Origin of the sequence: Aquirufa antheringensis (genome assembly GCF_023921165.1) — a bacterium.
Lineage (GTDB): Bacteria > Bacteroidota > Bacteroidia > Cytophagales > Spirosomataceae > Aquirufa > Aquirufa antheringensis.
Genome location: NZ_CP049835.1, coordinates 687003 through 705852, shown reverse-complemented (window position 1 = coordinate 705852; position 18850 = coordinate 687003). Strand labels below are relative to the sequence as shown.

At 35.1% G+C, this 18850-nt stretch carries 17 protein-coding genes and 1 tRNA gene; 8 read left to right on the top strand and 10 right to left on the bottom strand.

Annotated elements, in window-relative coordinates; all coding sequences use genetic code 11:
• The first annotated feature begins 8 nt into the window (after positions 1-8).
• From gldG to G9X63_RS03265, 3 genes are all read left to right on the top strand, one after another.
• The gene (gene gldG / locus G9X63_RS03275) at positions 9-1667 is read left to right on the top strand and encodes a gliding motility-associated ABC transporter substrate-binding protein GldG (RefSeq protein WP_252624303.1); all 1659 of its coding nucleotides are present in this window, start codon (positions 9-11) and stop codon (positions 1665-1667) included.
• Positions 1668-1774: 107 nt separating this feature from the next.
• The gene (gene dnaN / locus G9X63_RS03270; protein ID WP_130895190.1) at positions 1775-2899 is read left to right on the top strand and encodes a DNA polymerase III subunit beta; all 1125 of its coding nucleotides are present in this window, start codon (positions 1775-1777) and stop codon (positions 2897-2899) included.
• A gap of 60 nt (positions 2900-2959) precedes the next feature.
• Positions 2960-3373, top strand: coding sequence for a thioredoxin family protein (locus tag G9X63_RS03265; RefSeq protein ID WP_252624301.1), 414 nt, complete (start codon positions 2960-2962; stop codon positions 3371-3373).
• A gap of 56 nt (positions 3374-3429) precedes the next feature.
• Here G9X63_RS03265 and G9X63_RS03260 read toward each other — a convergent pair whose 3' ends face one another.
• Complete coding sequence (locus G9X63_RS03260; protein ID WP_130922995.1) at positions 3430-4242, bottom strand: TerC family protein; 813 nt, start codon at positions 4240-4242, stop codon at positions 3430-3432.
• A gap of 148 nt (positions 4243-4390) precedes the next feature.
• Here G9X63_RS03260 and G9X63_RS03255 point away from each other — a divergent pair.
• Positions 4391-4465: transfer RNA gene (locus G9X63_RS03255), tRNA-Val, on the top strand.
• 107 nt (positions 4466-4572) lie between these two features.
• Positions 4573-4962, top strand: coding sequence for a DUF2237 family protein (locus tag G9X63_RS03250; protein WP_252624298.1), 390 nt, complete (start codon positions 4573-4575; stop codon positions 4960-4962).
• Between the two features lie 70 nt (positions 4963-5032).
• On the opposite strand, the gene G9X63_RS03245 is transcribed toward G9X63_RS03250, so the two are convergent.
• The 4 genes from G9X63_RS03245 to G9X63_RS03230 form a co-directional block, all read right to left on the bottom strand.
• Positions 5033-5236: a hypothetical protein gene (locus G9X63_RS03245; protein ID WP_252624295.1), complete on the bottom strand. Its 204-nt coding sequence runs from the start codon at positions 5234-5236 to the stop codon at positions 5033-5035.
• Positions 5237-5536: 300 nt separating this feature from the next.
• Positions 5537-5866, bottom strand: a complete 330-nt coding sequence (locus G9X63_RS03240; protein WP_252624292.1) for a nucleotidyl transferase AbiEii/AbiGii toxin family protein — start codon at positions 5864-5866, stop codon at positions 5537-5539.
• Complete coding sequence (locus tag G9X63_RS03235) at positions 5863-6588, bottom strand: DUF6088 family protein (protein WP_252624290.1); 726 nt, start codon at positions 6586-6588, stop codon at positions 5863-5865. Before G9X63_RS03235 ends, G9X63_RS03240 begins: the two co-directional genes overlap by 4 nt.
• Before the next feature lie 240 nt (positions 6589-6828).
• Entirely contained in the window at positions 6829-7035 is a 207-nt protein-coding gene (locus tag G9X63_RS03230) for a hypothetical protein (protein WP_252624286.1), read from the bottom strand.
• 554 nt (positions 7036-7589) lie between these two features.
• Here G9X63_RS03230 and G9X63_RS03225 point away from each other — a divergent pair.
• From G9X63_RS03225 to G9X63_RS03215, 3 genes are read left to right on the top strand one after another with little or no spacing between them, the layout of a single operon-like run.
• Complete coding sequence (locus G9X63_RS03225) at positions 7590-8525, top strand: DUF4007 family protein (RefSeq protein ID WP_252624283.1); 936 nt, start codon at positions 7590-7592, stop codon at positions 8523-8525.
• Positions 8515-11769 carry a P-loop NTPase family protein gene (locus G9X63_RS03220; protein WP_252624281.1) on the top strand — a complete coding sequence of 1085 codons (3255 nt, stop codon included), beginning with the start codon at positions 8515-8517 and terminating at the stop codon, positions 11767-11769. The genes G9X63_RS03225 and G9X63_RS03220 overlap by 11 nt, the downstream gene beginning before the upstream one ends.
• Positions 11762-12889, top strand: a complete 1128-nt coding sequence (locus G9X63_RS03215; protein ID WP_252624278.1) for a phosphoadenosine phosphosulfate reductase family protein — start codon at positions 11762-11764, stop codon at positions 12887-12889. The genes G9X63_RS03220 and G9X63_RS03215 overlap by 8 nt, the downstream gene beginning before the upstream one ends.
• Here the strand turns inward: G9X63_RS03215 and G9X63_RS03210 are convergent.
• From G9X63_RS03210 to G9X63_RS03190, 5 genes are read right to left on the bottom strand one after another with little or no spacing between them, the layout of a single operon-like run.
• Entirely contained in the window at positions 12882-13838 is a 957-nt protein-coding gene (locus G9X63_RS03210) for a phospholipase D-like domain-containing protein (protein ID WP_252624275.1), read from the bottom strand. The two genes, G9X63_RS03215 and G9X63_RS03210, sit on opposite strands and share 8 nt — an antisense overlap.
• 19 nt (positions 13839-13857) lie before the next feature.
• Positions 13858-15810, bottom strand: coding sequence for an ATP-binding protein (locus G9X63_RS03205; protein ID WP_252624274.1), 1953 nt, complete (start codon positions 15808-15810; stop codon positions 13858-13860).
• A 5-nt stretch (positions 15811-15815) separates the two neighbouring features.
• On the bottom strand, positions 15816-17369 hold the full coding sequence (locus G9X63_RS03200) for a DEAD/DEAH box helicase (RefSeq protein WP_252624272.1): 1554 nt from the start codon (positions 17367-17369) through the stop codon (positions 15816-15818).
• A gap of 3 nt (positions 17370-17372) precedes the next feature.
• Positions 17373-17777: a hypothetical protein gene (locus G9X63_RS03195; RefSeq protein WP_252624270.1), complete on the bottom strand. Its 405-nt coding sequence runs from the start codon at positions 17775-17777 to the stop codon at positions 17373-17375.
• Between the two features lie 2 nt (positions 17778-17779).
• Positions 17780-18841: a cysteine desulfurase family protein gene (locus G9X63_RS03190; protein WP_252624268.1), complete on the bottom strand. Its 1062-nt coding sequence runs from the start codon at positions 18839-18841 to the stop codon at positions 17780-17782.
• Positions 18842-18850: the final 9 nt, after the last annotated feature.

The window sequence follows — 18850 nt, the reverse complement described above, 5'->3', positions numbered from 1 at the left end:
CCACCTATATGAAGACGCACTTAAAACGTTTTAGCGCTTATTACCTCATCGGTATCGGAGTCCTTCTGATGGCGTTGAGCCCTTATGTGCGCGGACGTTTTGACCTGAGCGAGGACGGCAAGTATACGCTGAGTGAGTCGAGTGAGATCATCTTGAATAGCATCGATGCGCCCCTTTTAGTGCAAGTTTATTTAGGTGGGGATGATTTGCCGGGAGGTTTTAAACGTCTCCAAAAAGAAACGTTGGACCTGCTCGCCGATATGCAGTCTAGCGCAAGCGCGAAGATGGAAGTGCAAGTCATCGACGTTTACGATGAATATCCTACGGAAGAGGCGCGCGCTTCTTTGACACAGCAATTAGATTCTTTAGGCATTCCGCCCACTAATTTAGTTCACCAGGAGAATGGCAAACAGGTACAGCAATTAGTTTTTCCGGGTTTGGTTATTTCCAAAGGCGCCTTAAAAACCGGCGTGCTTTTGCTCAAAGGAAACAAGTTAGCGAGTCCAGAAGAGATTATTAATCAGTCTGTCGAAGGATTAGAATACGAGATCGTGCAAGGGATCCAAACCTTGTTGCCACAAGAGCGCAAGAAGATCGGTTTCTTTGTCGAATATTCGTCTACCCCGGCGATTGCCCAGATTGATCTGGTGAATAGCTTAAAACGCAAATATGACCTATTTCCAGTGGACTTAGCGGCCTCTCCTACCTTGGACGGCTTGGATGCGATCTGCGTCTTGAATCCGACACGTGAATTCAGCGAATCAGATGCCTATAAAATTGATCAGTTTATCGTCAAAGGCGGTAAGGCCTTGTTCCTGGTGGATGGCGTGAAAATCGATACGTTGGAGAATCAAGGTTTAGCCATCAGTCCGCGCAAAACCGGTTTAGAAAATATCCTGTTCCATTATGGTCTACGCATCAACGCGAACCTGGTGAAGGACGCGCAGCTTTCTGGGATGATTCCTCTGAAGGTGGGCAATATGGGCAATAAGCCTAACATCCAGCTGATGCCTTGGCCGTCTTTCCCCTTATTGAATGGCAATCCCAAGAACTTGATCACGAAGAACCTTGATGCGGTCTATGGCCGTTTCGTTTCCACGATCGATACGATTTCTGGAGTCGCTTTGCGCAAAACGCCTTTATTGCGCACCAGTCAATATACGCAGGTGGCGAAAGCCCCTTCCCTGCTGTCGTTTAGTTCTGCGGGCAAGGATTTTGACCCAGCGGCTTATAATGCCGGAGTTCAGACGGCGGCGTATCTAGTGGAGGGCAAATTCGAATCCGCTTATACCAATATGACGCAGGACACGAACTTCGTGGCTTCCAGCGATAAAGAATCAGCGATTTTGGTCGTGGGCGATGGCGATGTGGCCTTGAATGGCGTGGATTATCAATCGCAGCAGGCGCTGCCGCTGGGTTTTGACCCGTTTATGAAGAATACCTTCGCGAACAAGGACTTTCTGTTGAACGCGTTCACGTTTTTAATCGAGGAGAATTCGCCGCTGTTAGCGCGGTCTAAATCGATACAGCTGCGACCTTTGGATAAGGCCAAAATCCAAGCAGACGGCACCTTCTACCAAGTGATTAATATTGCGGTGCCGCTTCTTTTTGCTACGCTGTTAAGTTTAGCCGTAGTCTTTTACAGAAAGAGGAAATACAATCGCTAAATACATATGCCAAAACCTTTGGTAGAAAGCTTAAATTATTTTAACTTCAAGGTTTGAACGACAGCCTGTCGAAAACCCTTTTACACGTATCATAAAGCTAATATATAATGAAGTTTCTAGTCGCCTCTAATGTCCTTTTAAAGCAATTATCAGCCATCAATGGCGTCGTTGCTTCTAACCCGATTATTCCTATTTTAGAGAACATCTTAGTGGAATTAGAGGGTAATACCTTGATCTTAACGGCATCAGACTTACAAACGGTGATGACGACGCGTTTAGAAGTGGAAGGATTCGAAAACGGATCGATCGCTTTACCAGCGCGTTTATTGTTAGAGACTTTACGTAGCTTACCAGAGCAACCGGTGACGATTTCGGCGGATCAAGCGACTTTTGGCGCAGAGATCTCGACTCAAAACGGTCGTTTCAAATTATCAGGTGAAAACCCAATCGACTTCCCACGTATCCCAGAAGTAGCGAAGAATCAAACGATTTCTTTGACCTCTATGGTTTTAGGAGAAGCGATCGCCAATACTTTATTAGCGGTTTCAAACGACGATATGCGTCCAGCGATGACCGGTGTTTTAATCCAAATGATGGGCGATCACACGAACTTCGTAGCCACTGACGGTCACCGTCTAGTGCGTTACCGTCGTAATGACATTCGTCCGGATGCACAGAGTAGTTTGATTTTGCCAAAGAAGGCTTTGGCCCTATTAAAATCCACGCTACCTGCAGATGACACGAACGTAACGGTTGAATTCAGCGCTTCAAACGCTTTCTTCAGCTTCCAAAGCTTCTCCTTAATCTGCCGCATCATCGACGAGCGCTTCCCAGAATATGAGAACGCTATCCCGAAAGAAAACAACGAGATCTTAACAATCAACCGTTTAGAGTTCTTGAGCTCGGTAAAACGTATCTCGATCTACTCCAACAAAACAACCCACCAAATCCGCTTAAAGCTATCCGCTAACAAGCTAACGCTTTCAGCAGAAGACTTGGATTACTCAAACGAAGCGAACGAAGTGCTTGCTTGCGACTACGCAGGAAAAGACATGGAGATCGGTTTCAACGCGAAATTAGTTTCTGAATTGTTATCAAACCTTTCAGCGAAATTCGTAGACATCAAATTAAGCGAGCCTAACAAAGCTGGATTGATTATTCCATCGGATCAAGATGAGAATGAGGATATCTTGTTACTTGTTATGCCGGTGATGTTAAACTCTTATAATTAATAGAGTAGAGATTATAGAGTAGAGAGTAGAGATAAAATCCTTCGGACTAAAATTTGAAATATGAAAAACTTATTTTTTGCCCTATTGTTTGTTTCTTTTGCTAGCATCGCGCAAGACGAGCCAGCAGGTGTACGTTTCTTCGAAGGAACTTTCAGGCAAGCGATGGCCAAAGCCAAGAAAGAGAACAAAGGCATCATGTTCGATGCGTATACGACTTGGTGTGGTCCTTGTAAGGTATTAAAGTCAAAGGTATTCCCTAACCCAGAATTAGGCGCTTACATCAACGAACACTTCGTATCTATCGGTGTGGACATGGAAGCGGGAGAAGGCCCAGCCTTAGCGAATATGTATCCATTAGAAGGTTATCCTACCGTGTTCTTTTTAGATGCCTCAGGCAAGGTGAAGAAGAAGGTCTTAGGCCTGCCGCAGGGTGGCGCGAAAGAGCTGCTAGCGATTGCGAAAAGTGTCAAATAAATATGAATAGAAAAAGCCCCGATCAGGGGCTTTTTTTATTGTGATTAAATCCGGAATTAAATAATTCCTTCTCTCTCCGCCTGGTTCTTCATATCGTTTATTTCCACCTTCTTCGTGCTGCGCTTGCGCATCTGGATGTTGATGAATTCTACGAATAGGGAGAATGCGATGGAGAAGTAGAGGTAGCCCTTAGGGATTTGGCCTATGGAGTTGCCTAGGATGGTTAGTTCAGAGTCGTGGCTCGCTTCTGCAATGAGCATGAAGCCGATCATGATTAAGAAGGATAGTCCCAAAACCTGCAAGGACGGGTGATTGTTCACAAAGCGGCCTACAGGGCCCGAGAATCCCATCATAATTAAGGCAGATACGACTACGGCGATTATCATCACCGGCATGTTATTGGTTAGGCCTATGGCCGTTAAGATGGAGTCTATGGAGAAGACGAGGTTGATGAGGGCGATTTGGGTTACGACTTTGGCCACTGAATTAACGGCTTTCTTTGTGGTGGAGATTTCGTGCTCCTCGCCTTCTAGCTTTTGGAAGATTTCATTCGTCGCTTTATAAAGTAGGAACAAGCCACCCACAAAGAGGATAATCGCCTGACCAGACGGTGCGGCCTTCAGCCACGGATAGTCGATGTGCGTGAAGGGTTGCTGCAGCGAAATCAAGACCGAGATCCCGAACAACAGGATAATGCGGAAAACCATTGCCAGCATAAGACCGATATTGCGCGCCTTGCCCTGCTCCTCTTTAGGTAAGCGGGAGGCCGTAATCGAAATAAAGATGATATTATCGATCCCTAATACGATCTCCAAAAACGTCAATGTCAATAAACTGACAATACTATCTACCGAAAGCAATGATTCCATAAAAATATTTTTCTGCCGCAAAGATGGTGTGTTTCAGGCAGATAATCAAAGAAAAGGGCCTCTGAGACAAAATTTATCAACTTTTTTCAAACCCAGACTTGCATATTTTAAAATAAAATAAGATATTTGCAAACCCATTCAACGAAATGGTCCTATAGCTCAGCTGGTTCAGAGCACCTGCCTTACAAGCAGGGGGTCCTAGGTTCGAATCCTAGTGGGACCACAAAAACCACCTCAAACGAGGTGGTTTTTTTTATTGCCCTACATTTAGAGCTGCCCCTAGCTTATTTTGGTTAAAAAACATAGCTTTATACGTAAAAACCAGCCCCCATGACCCTACTGAATAATTCTCTCAATGTTTTCAACGAGCCTTTGCTGATTTGTGGAACTAGTCCGATGACCGGGGCTTATCGAGATGGTTGCTGTAACACGGGTGTGAACGATATAGGGACACATACGGTTTGCGCTGTTGTGACCAATGAATTTTTACAGTTTTCCAAAAGTAGAGGTAACGACTTAACCGTGGATTACCCCGCATCTGGTTTTAAAGGTCTAGTGGAGGGAGATAAATGGTGCCTTTGTGTATCGAGATGGATAGAGGCCTATCAAGCTAATGTGGCACCTCCCATCCTATTAATGGCGACACATCGTAAGACTCTAGAGTATATCTCACTCGAGGAGCTGATGAAGTTTGAGTATAAGCCATTGATAAGTGAGTGACAAATGGCTAGTGCCGATTGTTGATACAAGGCACAAGGTTTAGATTTAATAGAGTCAAAAAGTGGACTTCCTACACAGAATCTTCTTTTAAAAAGCGCAATTGTAACACCTTAGCATGCATTTGTTGATCCTCTGTAGTTCTCTCTTTATTTTTTCTACGAGCTTCTGCCAGTTCTATATCAGCTAATTTTCTTTCCTCTGGAGTTAGACGATTTTCAGATACAACAGAGTCAGCTAACTCGGCTAAGGTGAATTTATTTTTAGCAGATTTCATACCTTATATTTCTTTAAAAGATTAATCAGAGTATTTGATTCTTAATAATTTTGCTTGTTTCTGTAACTATCCAGTTTATTGACAGCCAAAACTTAAGACAATGGTATTGTTACATAATTTTTATCGTCCAAGAAATTATTTTCAATCTTTCTTGAATCATTTTTAATGTTTCCAAAATAGCTTCTTCTTTAGGTAGTTCTCCAAATACCAGATTTTTAAAGTCTCCGCTGTAGGTTGATTTCAACTCATCCCAAACCTTCTCCAAGTCTTTAAATAGTAGTGCTTCACTCGGATGATGGACTAACCCTCGATTGTTACTTCCGGTAATACGGCTTCTAAAACAGAGCTTACTTCTTTTAGTTTTGATTTTAACTTATTATCTGTTTCTCCTTCACGTCTCAATACGACCAAATCAATATCTTCCGAAAATCGTTCGATCATATGGTAGCATTTGGATAGTGCCGTCCCGCCTTTAAAAACGGTTTCTTTACCAATAGAATCGTTAAAAATGGTAAACAAAGCATAAGTAACCCAATAGTCTTTTTCTACATAATTGGCAGGGATTTCCATTTTGTCCGCAGTAAACTGAACCGCTTGCCTAAATAGGGTTTTGTTTTCGTGCAACTTCATACCATATTCCATTTATCAGTGGTGGATAACACTTTGGATGCTCCTGTTAATCTATACGTTGTAATGGGGTTCAAGGACTTAAAAAGCAGTTCTGTTGCATTGCCTTGTTGTAATTGATCTAACAATGAGCCTACTAAAGCCCTTGTGGCGGGTGGATAGTTTAACGCTAATCGAACGAGCATATTGATTTCTTTGTCCGTTAAGTTTTTAATGATTGCCAAAAACCTTGCACAAGATGCCTCTACGGTTGCATCGGGTATTTTCTTGATATACCTAATAGCGTCCAACAATTGTAACAAAGGAATATTCTCTTTAGTAATCGTGTTTTTCTGTTTTAAAAAAGCGATTTTATAGCGCTCTCTTATAAAGTTAGGCCGAATCTGATTTTTACCGATTTGTATCGTATTGCTCACCTGTGTCGTTAAGCCCAGTTGGTTGTAGATGCCGTAACCCGTGAGATAACCAGTTATTTTTCCGTTTTCTTCCAATAGGTCTTTTACTACTTGAACCTGACTAGGTTGAAGATTGCCAAATGGGGTGGTTTCAGGTTTATAGTATTTTCCTTTAGCTAGTTTCGCAATTTTACCCGAAGCCACCATCCGATTCAGTGCTTTTATCACCGCTTCTTTTCGATTCACCTCTGTAATAAAATTAGCATAGGTGAATACATAGCCCTTAGGAAGCCTATCGATGTTAAATGCTATATATTCAGTTATTTTCATTCTATTTCTATTGCACAAATATACCTAATTTGTCCAGTTTATTAGCAAAAAAACTGGACATTTTTAGATTTGAATGAATGGTCAAATATTCCGTAGCAGGTAGACCTCGTAGATGGGTGATATATGTATTTCGCCATTTTTTAAAAATCGTATATGGAGCATATATCGATTATTCTACGCAAAAATGCGTCGATTAAGGAAATTAATCGACGCAAGGTGTTTTTAGGACTAAAAGCATTCCTATTTAAACCAGTTCCAAAATTTCGAACTAAATATACTCACAGAGGTCTTATTGTACACTTTGTTATACAGGGCCTTCTTCGGGTTAGTTAACCAGCCATAACCTCTTGGGGCTTTCAGGCCTAGACTATTTTTAGCTATACGGGTCAAAGAGGTCCTAGCCGCAATACTTTTAGAGATCGATACTTTTCTAATGCCAAATTTCATACCATCTGTTTTTCTCAAATTACTTTGAATGATAGATTTACACAACGAATTGACTTCATCTGACATTTTTATAACACGTCATAATCCAGCAAATACCACGAATGCTTGACTCCCGCTTTCATTTTTACCGCCTGAATGGATATCCTACTTAAAGAAGTTACGGGTATTGCTTATGAATGACAATACTATCAACCTGGTAATCCTCGTATTGTGCATCAGAAAGAAAAGAAATAAGTAGAAGTGAGGATACTAAAAGTAATGATTTGAACATGAAGACTCCTAGGATGATTTCGAGGTAGAAACGAATTCCTTTAAATGAAATTATTGAAGAATGAAAGATTGACCTTAGATGACAGAAAGATTTTGGAATTACATTACTATACGTATCCCAAATTAACTTGCAGCACGCAATAGAAAATCAATTCCTGTAACAATTGACCTCATTTACCACCATAATAAAGCAAAGAAAAAAAATATAAGTCATTGCAAATCAACAAATTAACTTGAATATTTAATAAGGCAGCTGATAATTTTAACTTAATGACTCAATCAAAATGGATAAACTTCTCCATTTTGATTATCTTCGTTTAATAATAAACAATTTATTAAACGTGAAGGAATTTTTAAGATTTTCAGGGCACGAGACATTTCATTGCAAGGAACAGTGGCTAACTAAAGGAGTGCAACTATTTGACAACAAGGAAGTTGACGCATTTAATGATGACATATTTTCTATAACTGAACTTGGTGTCGGTAAAAATATGGTTAAGTCAATTCACCATTGGTTAAAGGCATTTGGCTGGATTAATTCAGATGGAGCTATAACACTTATTGCCAGAAAAATCATTGAAAATGACATATTTTTAGAAAATGAAAGCTCTATTTGGCTTTTACAATATCACCTCTGTAAGGATGAATACGCTTCAATCTACAAAATCATATTTTTAGACTATTTTGCCGACAAGGTAACACAAGAGTTCTCGGAAAAGTCAGTAATAAACTATATCAACAGGAGACTTCTCCAAAATGGAACAAAATCAGTTTCTGAGAATACTCTATCCTCTGACTTCAATGTTTTCATTAAGACTTACGTTGCGCCAGTAAAAAATATTAAAACAGTCGAAGATGACTTTAATGCTCCATTATTACAACTAAACTTGATTTCTAAAACAAATAGAAGAAACGAATCAGGTGAATTAGTATATAAGATTAATTTAGGTGAGCAGAGCTCTATTTCTCCTTACTTATTTATGTACTTTATTTGCGACTCTTTTGAAAATGAAACGGTAATAAATCTCGATTCAATCAGAAAAATACTTGGTTCATATTTGTGTCTTACATTAGATTCACTTGAAAATTTGATTTCACAAATATGTACACTTGACAACAGATTTGTATATAAAGACGATGCTGGTATCAAGCAATTACAGATAAAAACTAACACACCAGACTTCAAGCAAGATTTATTATCTTCTATATATGAGAATTAGTAACAATATTTCGACAAATATTTTAAGAGATAGCGGTAAAACTCTTGAGTATATAGTAACAGAAAACACTAAAGAAATATTCGAAAGAATATTCCTTAGACCTACTAGTTCCTCTAAATCATTCAATTTAATTGGAAATTACGGAACCGGAAAATCTACATTTTTATGGGCTCTAGAAAGGAATTTAAATGGCGAACAGCTTTTCTTCAATACTCTTGACGATAAAAAAGGTTTCAAGGCATTTGAATTCATAAAAATTATTGGGGACTCAGTTTCTTTTACTCAAACCCTAGCGAATGAGCTAAAGATTGAAGGAGAAGTAAGCAATAGTGCAATAATTGAGGCTTTACAAAAGAGATTATTAAAAGCTAAGAATAAATCAAAAGGGCTTGTTATTTTAGTTGATGAATTCGGTAAATTTTTAGAATTCGCCGCCAAAAATAATCAACTTGAAGAACTTTTTCTTCTACAAAAATTAGCAGAATGGGCAAACAATGATGAAACTGAAAGTTATTTCATCATTACCTTACATCAAAACTTTGCTACTTATGGTAAAAATTTAAATAGTCAGGATCAACTTGAATGGGAAAAAGTTAAAGGACGATTTACAGATTTATTATTCAACGAACCTGTTGAACAACTAATATTCTTTGCAAGTAATAAGCTAAAGGATTTTAATCTTAAAGATTCTGATAAAGACAATTACAACGACCTACTGTCATTAATTAAGGAGTCCAACCTAATTAGCTATAATAATTTAATTACAGAAGAACTTTCTTTAGCACTATTCCCATTAGATTGGATTTCAGCAACAGTATTAGTCAACTCGTTACAGCGTTACGGCCAAAATGAACGTTCATTGTTTTCATGTCTGAATGACAAATCTGAAGTTTCAATACATAAACGTAAGAATGAGTTTTACTCAGTTTCCAATGTATTTGATTATTTGGTTTACACATTACCATCAGAAATTTTAAGTCCTGAAAATCCACACAAACCTCAATGGAGCTCAACCTTTAAGGCAATCGAAAGAGCAGAACTTATATTTGATGATGAATACAAACAAGCCGTAGAAGTCATTAAAACAATCGGCTTATCAAATATTTTCACAAAGGCTGGAGGCACATTTGATGAAGTGTTTTTATCAAAATATTTTCAATTTACGAGGGGAGTCGACATTACAGAAATACTAGCCAAATTAGAGAAGGCTGGTATAATAAGATATTACAAGCACAGTAATAAATTAAACTTTCTTGAAGGAACAGATATTGACTTAGAGAGAGAGTTAATTGCCGTTTCTAAAGAGATAAACCCTGACTTTTCAATTAAAAATGAAATATTAAACCTTACAGATTTCCCAATCATCCTCGCAAAAAAGTATTCGTCAATTACAGGTACATCAAGATTTTTCGAATTTAGAGTAAATGAATCACTGGAAAATATCAATGATGCTGAAGGAGCGATTGACGGTTACATTAATTTAATTTTTGACTTTGAGAATAAAGAAGAAATTAAGCAATGTTCATTAAATCATCAATCTAATATTTTCGTTCAATACTTCAACTCAAACGAAATAAGAAGCACAATTTTCAAAATATTACAGTTAGAAAAAATAATCTCTAAATATTTTGATGATATAAACGCCAAAAAATTATTAAAGGATGAGAAAGATTTTTACACGGGAAAACTAAAAGACCTAGTGACTAATTCTTTATTCATCGGAAATTCAAACTCTTGGATTTATAATGGAGAAGAACAAAAAAATATTAAAAGTAAAAAGGACCTAAATGAACTTATAACCAAGATTTGCTTCAATATTTACCCAAAAACTCCCTATTTTTTCAATGAATTAATAAATAAGGAATTCTTAAGTACCCCCATAAATTCCGCAAGAAAAGCTTTAATTACGAGGTTACTTGAAAATGAGACAATAGAAGATTTAGGATTTGAATCATCTAAATTCCCTCCAGAGAAGGCAATATATTTAACATTATTGAAGAAAACTGGAATTCACCGATACAGCGAAGATGGTAAACAATTCCAAATATATGCGCCTCAAAGACACCGTAATTCCATTGCTAATGTTTTTGAGGATTCTTTAGTGGATATATGGGAAGAATGTGAAAAATTCCTAGATTCTTGCTTTTCTAAAAATAGAAACCTTAATGAACTCTATTCGATATTGCGAAAAGCACCGTTCAAATTAAAAAAAGGCTTTATAGAGTTTTGGATTCCAATTTTCCTGATTTCTAAAAGAGAAGAATTTGCTATATTTCACACTACAGGGGGATTTACACCATATCTTTCAACAGAAACCTTAGATTTGATTCATAAAAAACCGAGCGACTTTTCAATCAAAAGTTACCAAGTATCAGGATTCAAAATCAATTTATTAGAAGGATATAAAGAAATTACTCAAATAAATAATTCCACAAACGGACTTAACACAACATTTTTGGCCATTTATGGCAATTTCTTAAGATTTCACAGAAGCCTAACTAACTATTCTTTAAATACAAAAAATCTTAGCCCTCAAGCAATTAGACTAAGAGATTCCATAAAACTTTCAAAAGATCCGGAAGACGCATTATTTAATAAATTTCCAGATGCATTGGGTTTTTATGCTTTGAATAATGAAACGGATTCAAAGGTTGTATCTTCTTATGTTGAACATTTACAAAATGCCATTTCTGAAATTAGAAAATCCTATTCAGACCTAATAGATGAAATAGAGCAAAGTATATTAGATAGTCTTAATTGCATTAATACTAATTTCCCAAATTATAAAATAGAAATTAAAGAGAAGTTATCACAGATTGATTTGAATCGGCTAACAAAAGTTCAACGAGTATATTTTGAGCGCCTTACCTCCCCATTAGATGATAGACTTAGTTATATTAAATCAATAGCTGATCACGCAATAAACAAAAGAATAGAGGATTTATTAGATGAAGAAAAGATAATACTTAATTCTAACATCAAACTATATTCTAATGGATTACTAAGCGCAGTTGAGATTCACCAGTTCAACAAATCTTCAAAAGAGGGTAAAATGATTGAGTTAAATCTAATTGGCGAAAATGGGATAAATCAGCAATTAAAGGTAGTAATTAATAAAAAATACGATAGCAAAGTAAATATATTGAGAGAACAATTAATCAAAGAATTAGAACCTTTCACATTAGAATTCAAAAAAGAACTATTAGTTGAAATATTAAATCAATTAATCACCAAAGATGAGTAAAGTTAACCACGTTTTAGGGATTTCAGGCGGCAAGGACAGTGCTGCGCTTGCCATATATATGAGCAAGCACTATCCTGCATTAGACATCAACTATTATACCTGTGATACAGGAAAGGAATTAACAGAAACATACGAACTTATTGATCGACTGAATTCTGTGTTGGGAAAAAAAATTACAGTGTACAATTCAATGGATTTAGAGAACTCACCATTGAATAACCCCTTTGATCACTTCCTTGCAGTTTATGGAGGATATTTACCATCACCAAATTCAAGATGGTGCACAAACAAGTTAAAATTACAGCCTTTTGAGGCTCATATTAAAGATGAGCCAACAATTTCATATGTAGGTATACGTGGTGATGAGAATAGAGAAGGATACATTTCTAAAAGGGAAAATATCCAAACTATTTTTCCATTTAGAAAAAATATCTGGAGCGAAGATGTAATTAAAAAGGTTTTGTCAAATGAAAATTTGAGTATTATCCAATTACTCTACGAAGAAATCGGGAGGGAATTTGAAACAGATTTATCAAAAATCAATCAAATTGTTAGTCAACCCATAAGTTTTAAATTCACTCAATCTCAAAAGCTCAACGCATTATTAGATTTAAATCTAAAGCTTTTCAATTATGTAATTTTCCGTTTCTTAAAAACCACTGACTACCCAGTTGGAAAACTTGATAGTTTCCCATTGATTGACAATCAGGACATTATAAAAATAAATGATGTATTTGAGATTTTAGAAAATTCAGGTGTTGGAATTCCAGCATATTATAAACCCGTTGAATATCAAGTTGAGATTGATGGAGAGGTAAAATCCGGACACTACTCGAGAAGTAGATCAGGCTGTTTTTTCTGCTTCTATCAACAAAAAATTGAATGGGTGTGGTTATTAGAGCAACATCCTAATTTGTTTGAAATGGCTATATCATATGAGAAAGATGGATATACTTGGATGGAGGAGTCCTTAGTTCAATTAAAGCAAGCAGAAAGAGTTAAAGCCATTAAAAAGGATCATTATTTGAAGACAATGAGAGCTAAAAGTAAGACCGGTACTAATTGGCAAGATGAGATCTTAAATGCGGAAGGCGAAGGCTGTGCTAGCTGTTTTATTTAAAGCCATTGTAAGTCAATATCTGAGAGTGACCACCAGATGGAACTTCATAAGAGAATTCTAAATCAAAGAAGCATACCCATTCATATAAATTATTGATAATGTATTGCTTCTTCAATTCCCAGCTTCTAGGGGTAGGAACTGTTGTAGTATTTTCTTGAATCCAAGTTACACATCCACCATAATGAATCGAACAATTAGGTCGAGATTTCACAAAATCTTTGAGTTTAACTACAAATGGGTGATTATTAAATTGACTTCTCAAATGAACATAAAACTCAGCTTCAAGCATATTAGGTTTTAAATCAAACAAAACCATATCATGAGAAATAATTCTAAATTCCTCTTCATTTAGACCTGAAAGATCATTAATATTTTCAAATAAAATCAAAGGAGACTCTGTCATCGGCAACTGAGAAATCAAGAAGGAATCTACTTGCTTTTTTATTGTATCTAATATTGGATAGTTCAAAATGGGCAATTCTGTATTTGATACGAGCTTATTTATCTCATCAAATAATTTCTGATCAACATATTCGCTATCAAATATAATTTTATTTAGGTAATTAAAAGTCTCAATATTATTGAAAGTGTTTGCTCCAGCTAATTCATAATTAAAATCACCTGATTCCCCAACTCCTCTATTAGTAATATTTGCTGAGCCAAATATCAAATCAGATTTATGATTCCAAAGCACCTTTAGGTGAATGCGCGTATTTCTATATAATGCGATATTGTTTTCTCTACAATAATAGTATAAATCTAAATCCGAAACCCCTAAACACAAATCTCTGATTTCCCATCTAACTATTATCCTTTTAATAGAATTAGATGAATTCAGTTTTCGAATTTGCTCTGTTTTAATATATGGAGAGAACACAGTAATATCTTCATTCGCGGCGGTAAACTCACTGCATTTATAAAATAAATTAAAACCACTTAATAACAACATGGGAAAGCTTCAAAATTGATTAATCATTATCATCAGTAGTATTATCTTTAAACTTATCAGGGTTTATAGACATTTTTAATTCCATCATAAATTCATTTAATTTGGAAGATACGTTCGATCGATAAATATCGAATATATCTTCGTACCGATCTGCATTATCATTAATCATAGTTTGCATAGTTAAAGCCATTGAACTCAAAAGCATTTCTATTGAAATTGCAAATTCTTTTAATTTAAGAGTACTTTTTAATGGATCGATAATGTTTATATAAAATGAATGATTAGTATTTATAATTACAATTTGGACTGTTGCTACTTCTTTTAAAGTAAAGAGTTGATTAGTCTGATCAGGCGCATATAAAACCAAAGTTTTAGTAAGTCCTGAAGAGAAAACATCTACTTGTTTTATAATATGCTCCTCAGAAATATGCATAAAACGGTCCTTAAGAAATTCAATAAACTCAGTCTTTCTTTCTTGACTCCAAGTACTTTTGGCCTTACCAATTATTTCGACAATAGGTTGCTCAACAACTCTAATTGGACTACCTCCATTTCCACCACCATCCAATCCAATAGAAGACAATGCAGATGCTTCTTGTTCTTTAAACTGTTTTGCATATTCAGACAGTTTATCCTTCATTGTTCTAATTGTGCTGACTAGATTTTGTGTCATATTCGCCCACAATATCTCTTTCATCTGCCCAATTGTAAGAATTTCATTTCGATTTATTTCTTGAATCGAACTATTTTCAATGAAGTTAAAGTCTACACTTTGTTTTGTATTACTTATTCCCATCAGTTCATCTAAATCAGAATCGAATAGAATTTCAATTGTCCACCATCTTGCAACTTCTTCAGAGACATTATATAAGCCAAAACTACCAAAGTCAACCTCCCTACCTGCTCTCATAAAAAAGATGTTAGCACTCTTAAAATTCTCTTTACCAAGCATCTTCATTCGCATCACTTTACCTATTTCCAGATTATCACTTCCCCCTTTACCTACTCCTGGCTTTGTGATATCTTTATAAGCAAATGCAGCTCTAATCTTATATTTATAAATTTTACCGTTTAATTGAATTGGTGTTTCAAAGTCAAATTTGTCTGGTAATTTCTGAAAAAGTGGCAAATTCGTTTCATTTTCAATACAATTCTCTATAAACTTTTTATAATGAAAACTTGAGTTAAATTCTGGTAATGAACCTAGCTGCAAGTGCTTTCCTGCATTTTCTTGATTTCTTGCGACATTCCATAATATTTCAGTAATATAGTTTTTTTGAGTAGTAAGAAATAAGGGATCAAATGGTATAATTTTCGTTATGCTATTGGGCTCTGTATTATTCTCAAGATATTCAGCAAAGGTAACTGACAAAGTTTCCGTCAATTTATATCTATATATCCTTCCTAAAAGAAGCTTTCCACGTTCTATTATAGTACTAGAACGAGAAGCATCAACTCTATCTAATTTTGACCAAATTATTATTGAATTGACATCTTTGTTAACTTTTGAAATAATCGAAGTGGGAGGAACCTTAGATATTGCATCATCATATCCTGGTTCAGCTCGATTTGGTTGATCATCCAAATCTAGAAATACATAATTCCAATTATTAGTACCTTTTACTCTAGAGTAAATCTCAACTTTACGACCAACACTTATTGAAGAATTAGGTAATCCAACTCCAAATTTCCCTATTCTTTTATCACTTGTGCCTTCTCCAACTGAAAACATTAAACAATAATTAAGAATGTCAACCGGCATTCCTTTACCATTGTCCGTAATTATAATTTTATCAATAGTTTGAGACCTGCGTTGACCTAACATTACTGATTTCTCAAAAAGCAAAATCTCAATTAAGCTAGCCTCGGCATCCACGGAATTATCTACTAATTCTGCTAATGCATAGATTGTTGACTTATATCCTGCACTTCTCTGTTTTTCAACATATGCAGTTCCGTATAAATTTGGCATAATTGTTAATTGTTTAAAACTCTATTTTCTATGAATAAAAATTCGTGTAAATAATCAAAATTGTCTTTAGTGAGATAGACTGTATTTTCATCATTACCACCATTAAGTGGCCCTCTCATACTTCTACCTAAAATTTGCAATGCCAATGTAGGTGAAGAAATTTGACCTAAGACCATAATTGAATTCATCCCAGGCACATCGATACCTGTTGAAAGAATATTATGATTTACCAGCACGTTTAAATTATTAGATTTATCCCCAAAGTCTTCAAGAAGTTTTTTTCTTATGTAAGGATGTGTTTCTCCAATAATCAAGCCATTCGAAATTCCATACTTTTTCAAATAAATGGAAATAGCAATTGCGTGAGATTTGGATTCTGCAAAAATTATTGTGTTTTTATTTTGTTGAATTAGATCCTTACACCTCTCTAATACATTATTATGTAATATTTTATAATAATCATTGAGACTATTTCCTTTTTCTGGATTTAAAGTGTAGAAGTGTAACGTAGAAAGATATTTCTCATTTTGCAATTTAAGAATTGGACTTTCTACTGGTACATTGTTAGAATCTGTTAATTGAATTTGCGTTTGAAAAATTCCTTTGATTGAATTAAAATAGCTATCATCATTTCTGAATGGAGTTGCTGTAAACCCTAAAATCCGATGATTGACATTCTGATTTTTATAAAACCTTAAAACTTCTGAGTACGTAAGTGCATTTGCACCGTGCGCCTCATCAATAATTAATAAACAAGTATTTGAAAATAATTCCAACATATCGTTGGTTGCAAGTCTCTCAGTAACTAAATCAAAAGTTGCAAAAGTAATTACAGGAGTTATTTCATGATTTATTGAATTGAATTTCCCAAAATACCTTTGGGCAATTACCTCTCTGTCTCCTTTTTGTCTCCAATATTTCAGAAATGAATTTAAACTTTGCTCACTCAATTCTTGAGAATCAACAAGCCAAACAATATTTAATTTCTCTTCTTGATTTATGATATTATTGTGATTTCGAAAAACATCAATCAACACCTCCATCGCTAATACTGTTTTTCCTGCCCCTGTTGGCATCGTTACAAGTAAATTCGGGTTTTGGGTGTCACTAAGCTTTTGCTGAATTCGCTTTTTAAGCTCTAACTGATAATAGTGCGGAAAACCTAATGAACCATTTGATAAACCGTGAACAGCATTTGAATGCTCTAAAGAACTTCTATTATCAGTTTCTGTAATTTTTTTGTAACAATCTTCGATCTCAAAATCATCAATAAATAAAGAAACATTATTTAAATATTTCTCCATTAAACCTTGATGATTGATCCCCATTTCTCTCAGAATAACTGAAGGGATAAATTCTAAAAGAGTTTTTCTGAGCTTTATATTATTCACCAATTGAACTCCTTTTTGCAAACAAACTGCTTCATCTACAATTTTAGAATTTATAACATCGCTATCATTTGACGAAAATGTATACCTGAGTATTTTGGAGGTTTCTTCTCCAAGCAAATGCATTTTATTATGGTTATCTAAATTAGAAACAAGTTTTACTAAAGTCATATTTTAATCTTTTCGTAGTCTAAACAATACATTTTCTATGAAAAGTCGAATTGCAGGATTGCTAATTCTAATCTCTTCTTCCTCAAATATCTTCTTCAACTTCTCGAAATCAATATGATTTGGATTTCTCTCAATTAGCAATTCAGTTTTATTAGTTGAGACCGAAAAATTTAATTGTACATCAGAACTATTATTGTAATTTGATAAATAATATTTAAAAGAAACGGAATCGAAATTAACTTCCTTCCGAAGATTTCTTCCCCATATAATAGGCTTTATTTGCGCCTTGGTAAACTTATTGCCAGGATACTTCATATTTAAAAGCACACAAATTTCTCTGGCTAATAAAGGAATATTAGATTCTGCTAAAATTCCAACAATTGCTTTTTCAATTTGAATTTGATCCATTATTAAAAACTAATTCTTATAATATTTTCAGGCCGTTTACTTAGCAAACGAAAAACGTGAGAAACTTCAAATAAGCCCGAATTACATGCGCTACCATTCGAAATAGCCATTTTATATATTTGGGAATTCATGAAATCAATAGAATTACATGAAATCAATTCAATATTTAAAATATTAGGGATTTGAAATTTTTCCCATTTAGGTAAAATTCCAATTTCATTATTAATGAAATGCTCAATTATTTCAATTCGTTTCTTTATTGCATTTTCTTGACGGACATGGATTTCATTTTTAGCTAATAAAGATGCTTTCCCTATTCCAACTATTAAAGGAGTATTACTTGTACCTGCTCTTAAACTAAACTCTTGATTTCCTCCGTGAATTAATGGTGCAATAGAAATACCATTACGTTTATACAAAACACCTATTCCTTTTGGTCCATAAATTTTATGTCCACTAAATGCTAACATATCAATATTGTCTTCGATAACATCTACATTTATTTTACCTATTGCCTGAGTGGCATCACAGAAAAAAGCAACGGAATTTTCCTTAGCAATTTGACCTATTTCTTTAATTGGTTGAATTACCCCAACTTCATTATTAACATACATTATGGCAATTAAAATTGTACGAGAAGTAATTGATTCTTTAAGATCATTAAGTGAGATATGGCCATTTTCATCAACATCAAGATATGTAACACTTATACCTCTTTTCTCTAAGTACTCACAAGACTCTAATACAGCTTTATGTTCTGACTTAACAGTAATAATATGATTACCAGACTCAAAATTTTCTTCTATAAACCCTTTTAAGGCTAAATTTATAGATTCAGTCGCTCCAGAAGTGAAGATTATCTCTTTTGTTTGCGCATTAATTAAATTAGATACATTTTCACGAGCCTCATCAATAGCCGATTTTGCTATACTACCATAATGATGACTACTCGAAGAATTACCATACAACTCACTAAAATAAGGCAGCATTGACTCTAGAACCCTTTTATCTACCATTGTAGAAGCTGCATTATCCCAGTAAGCTATCAAATTATTATTTTCCATTTAATCAAT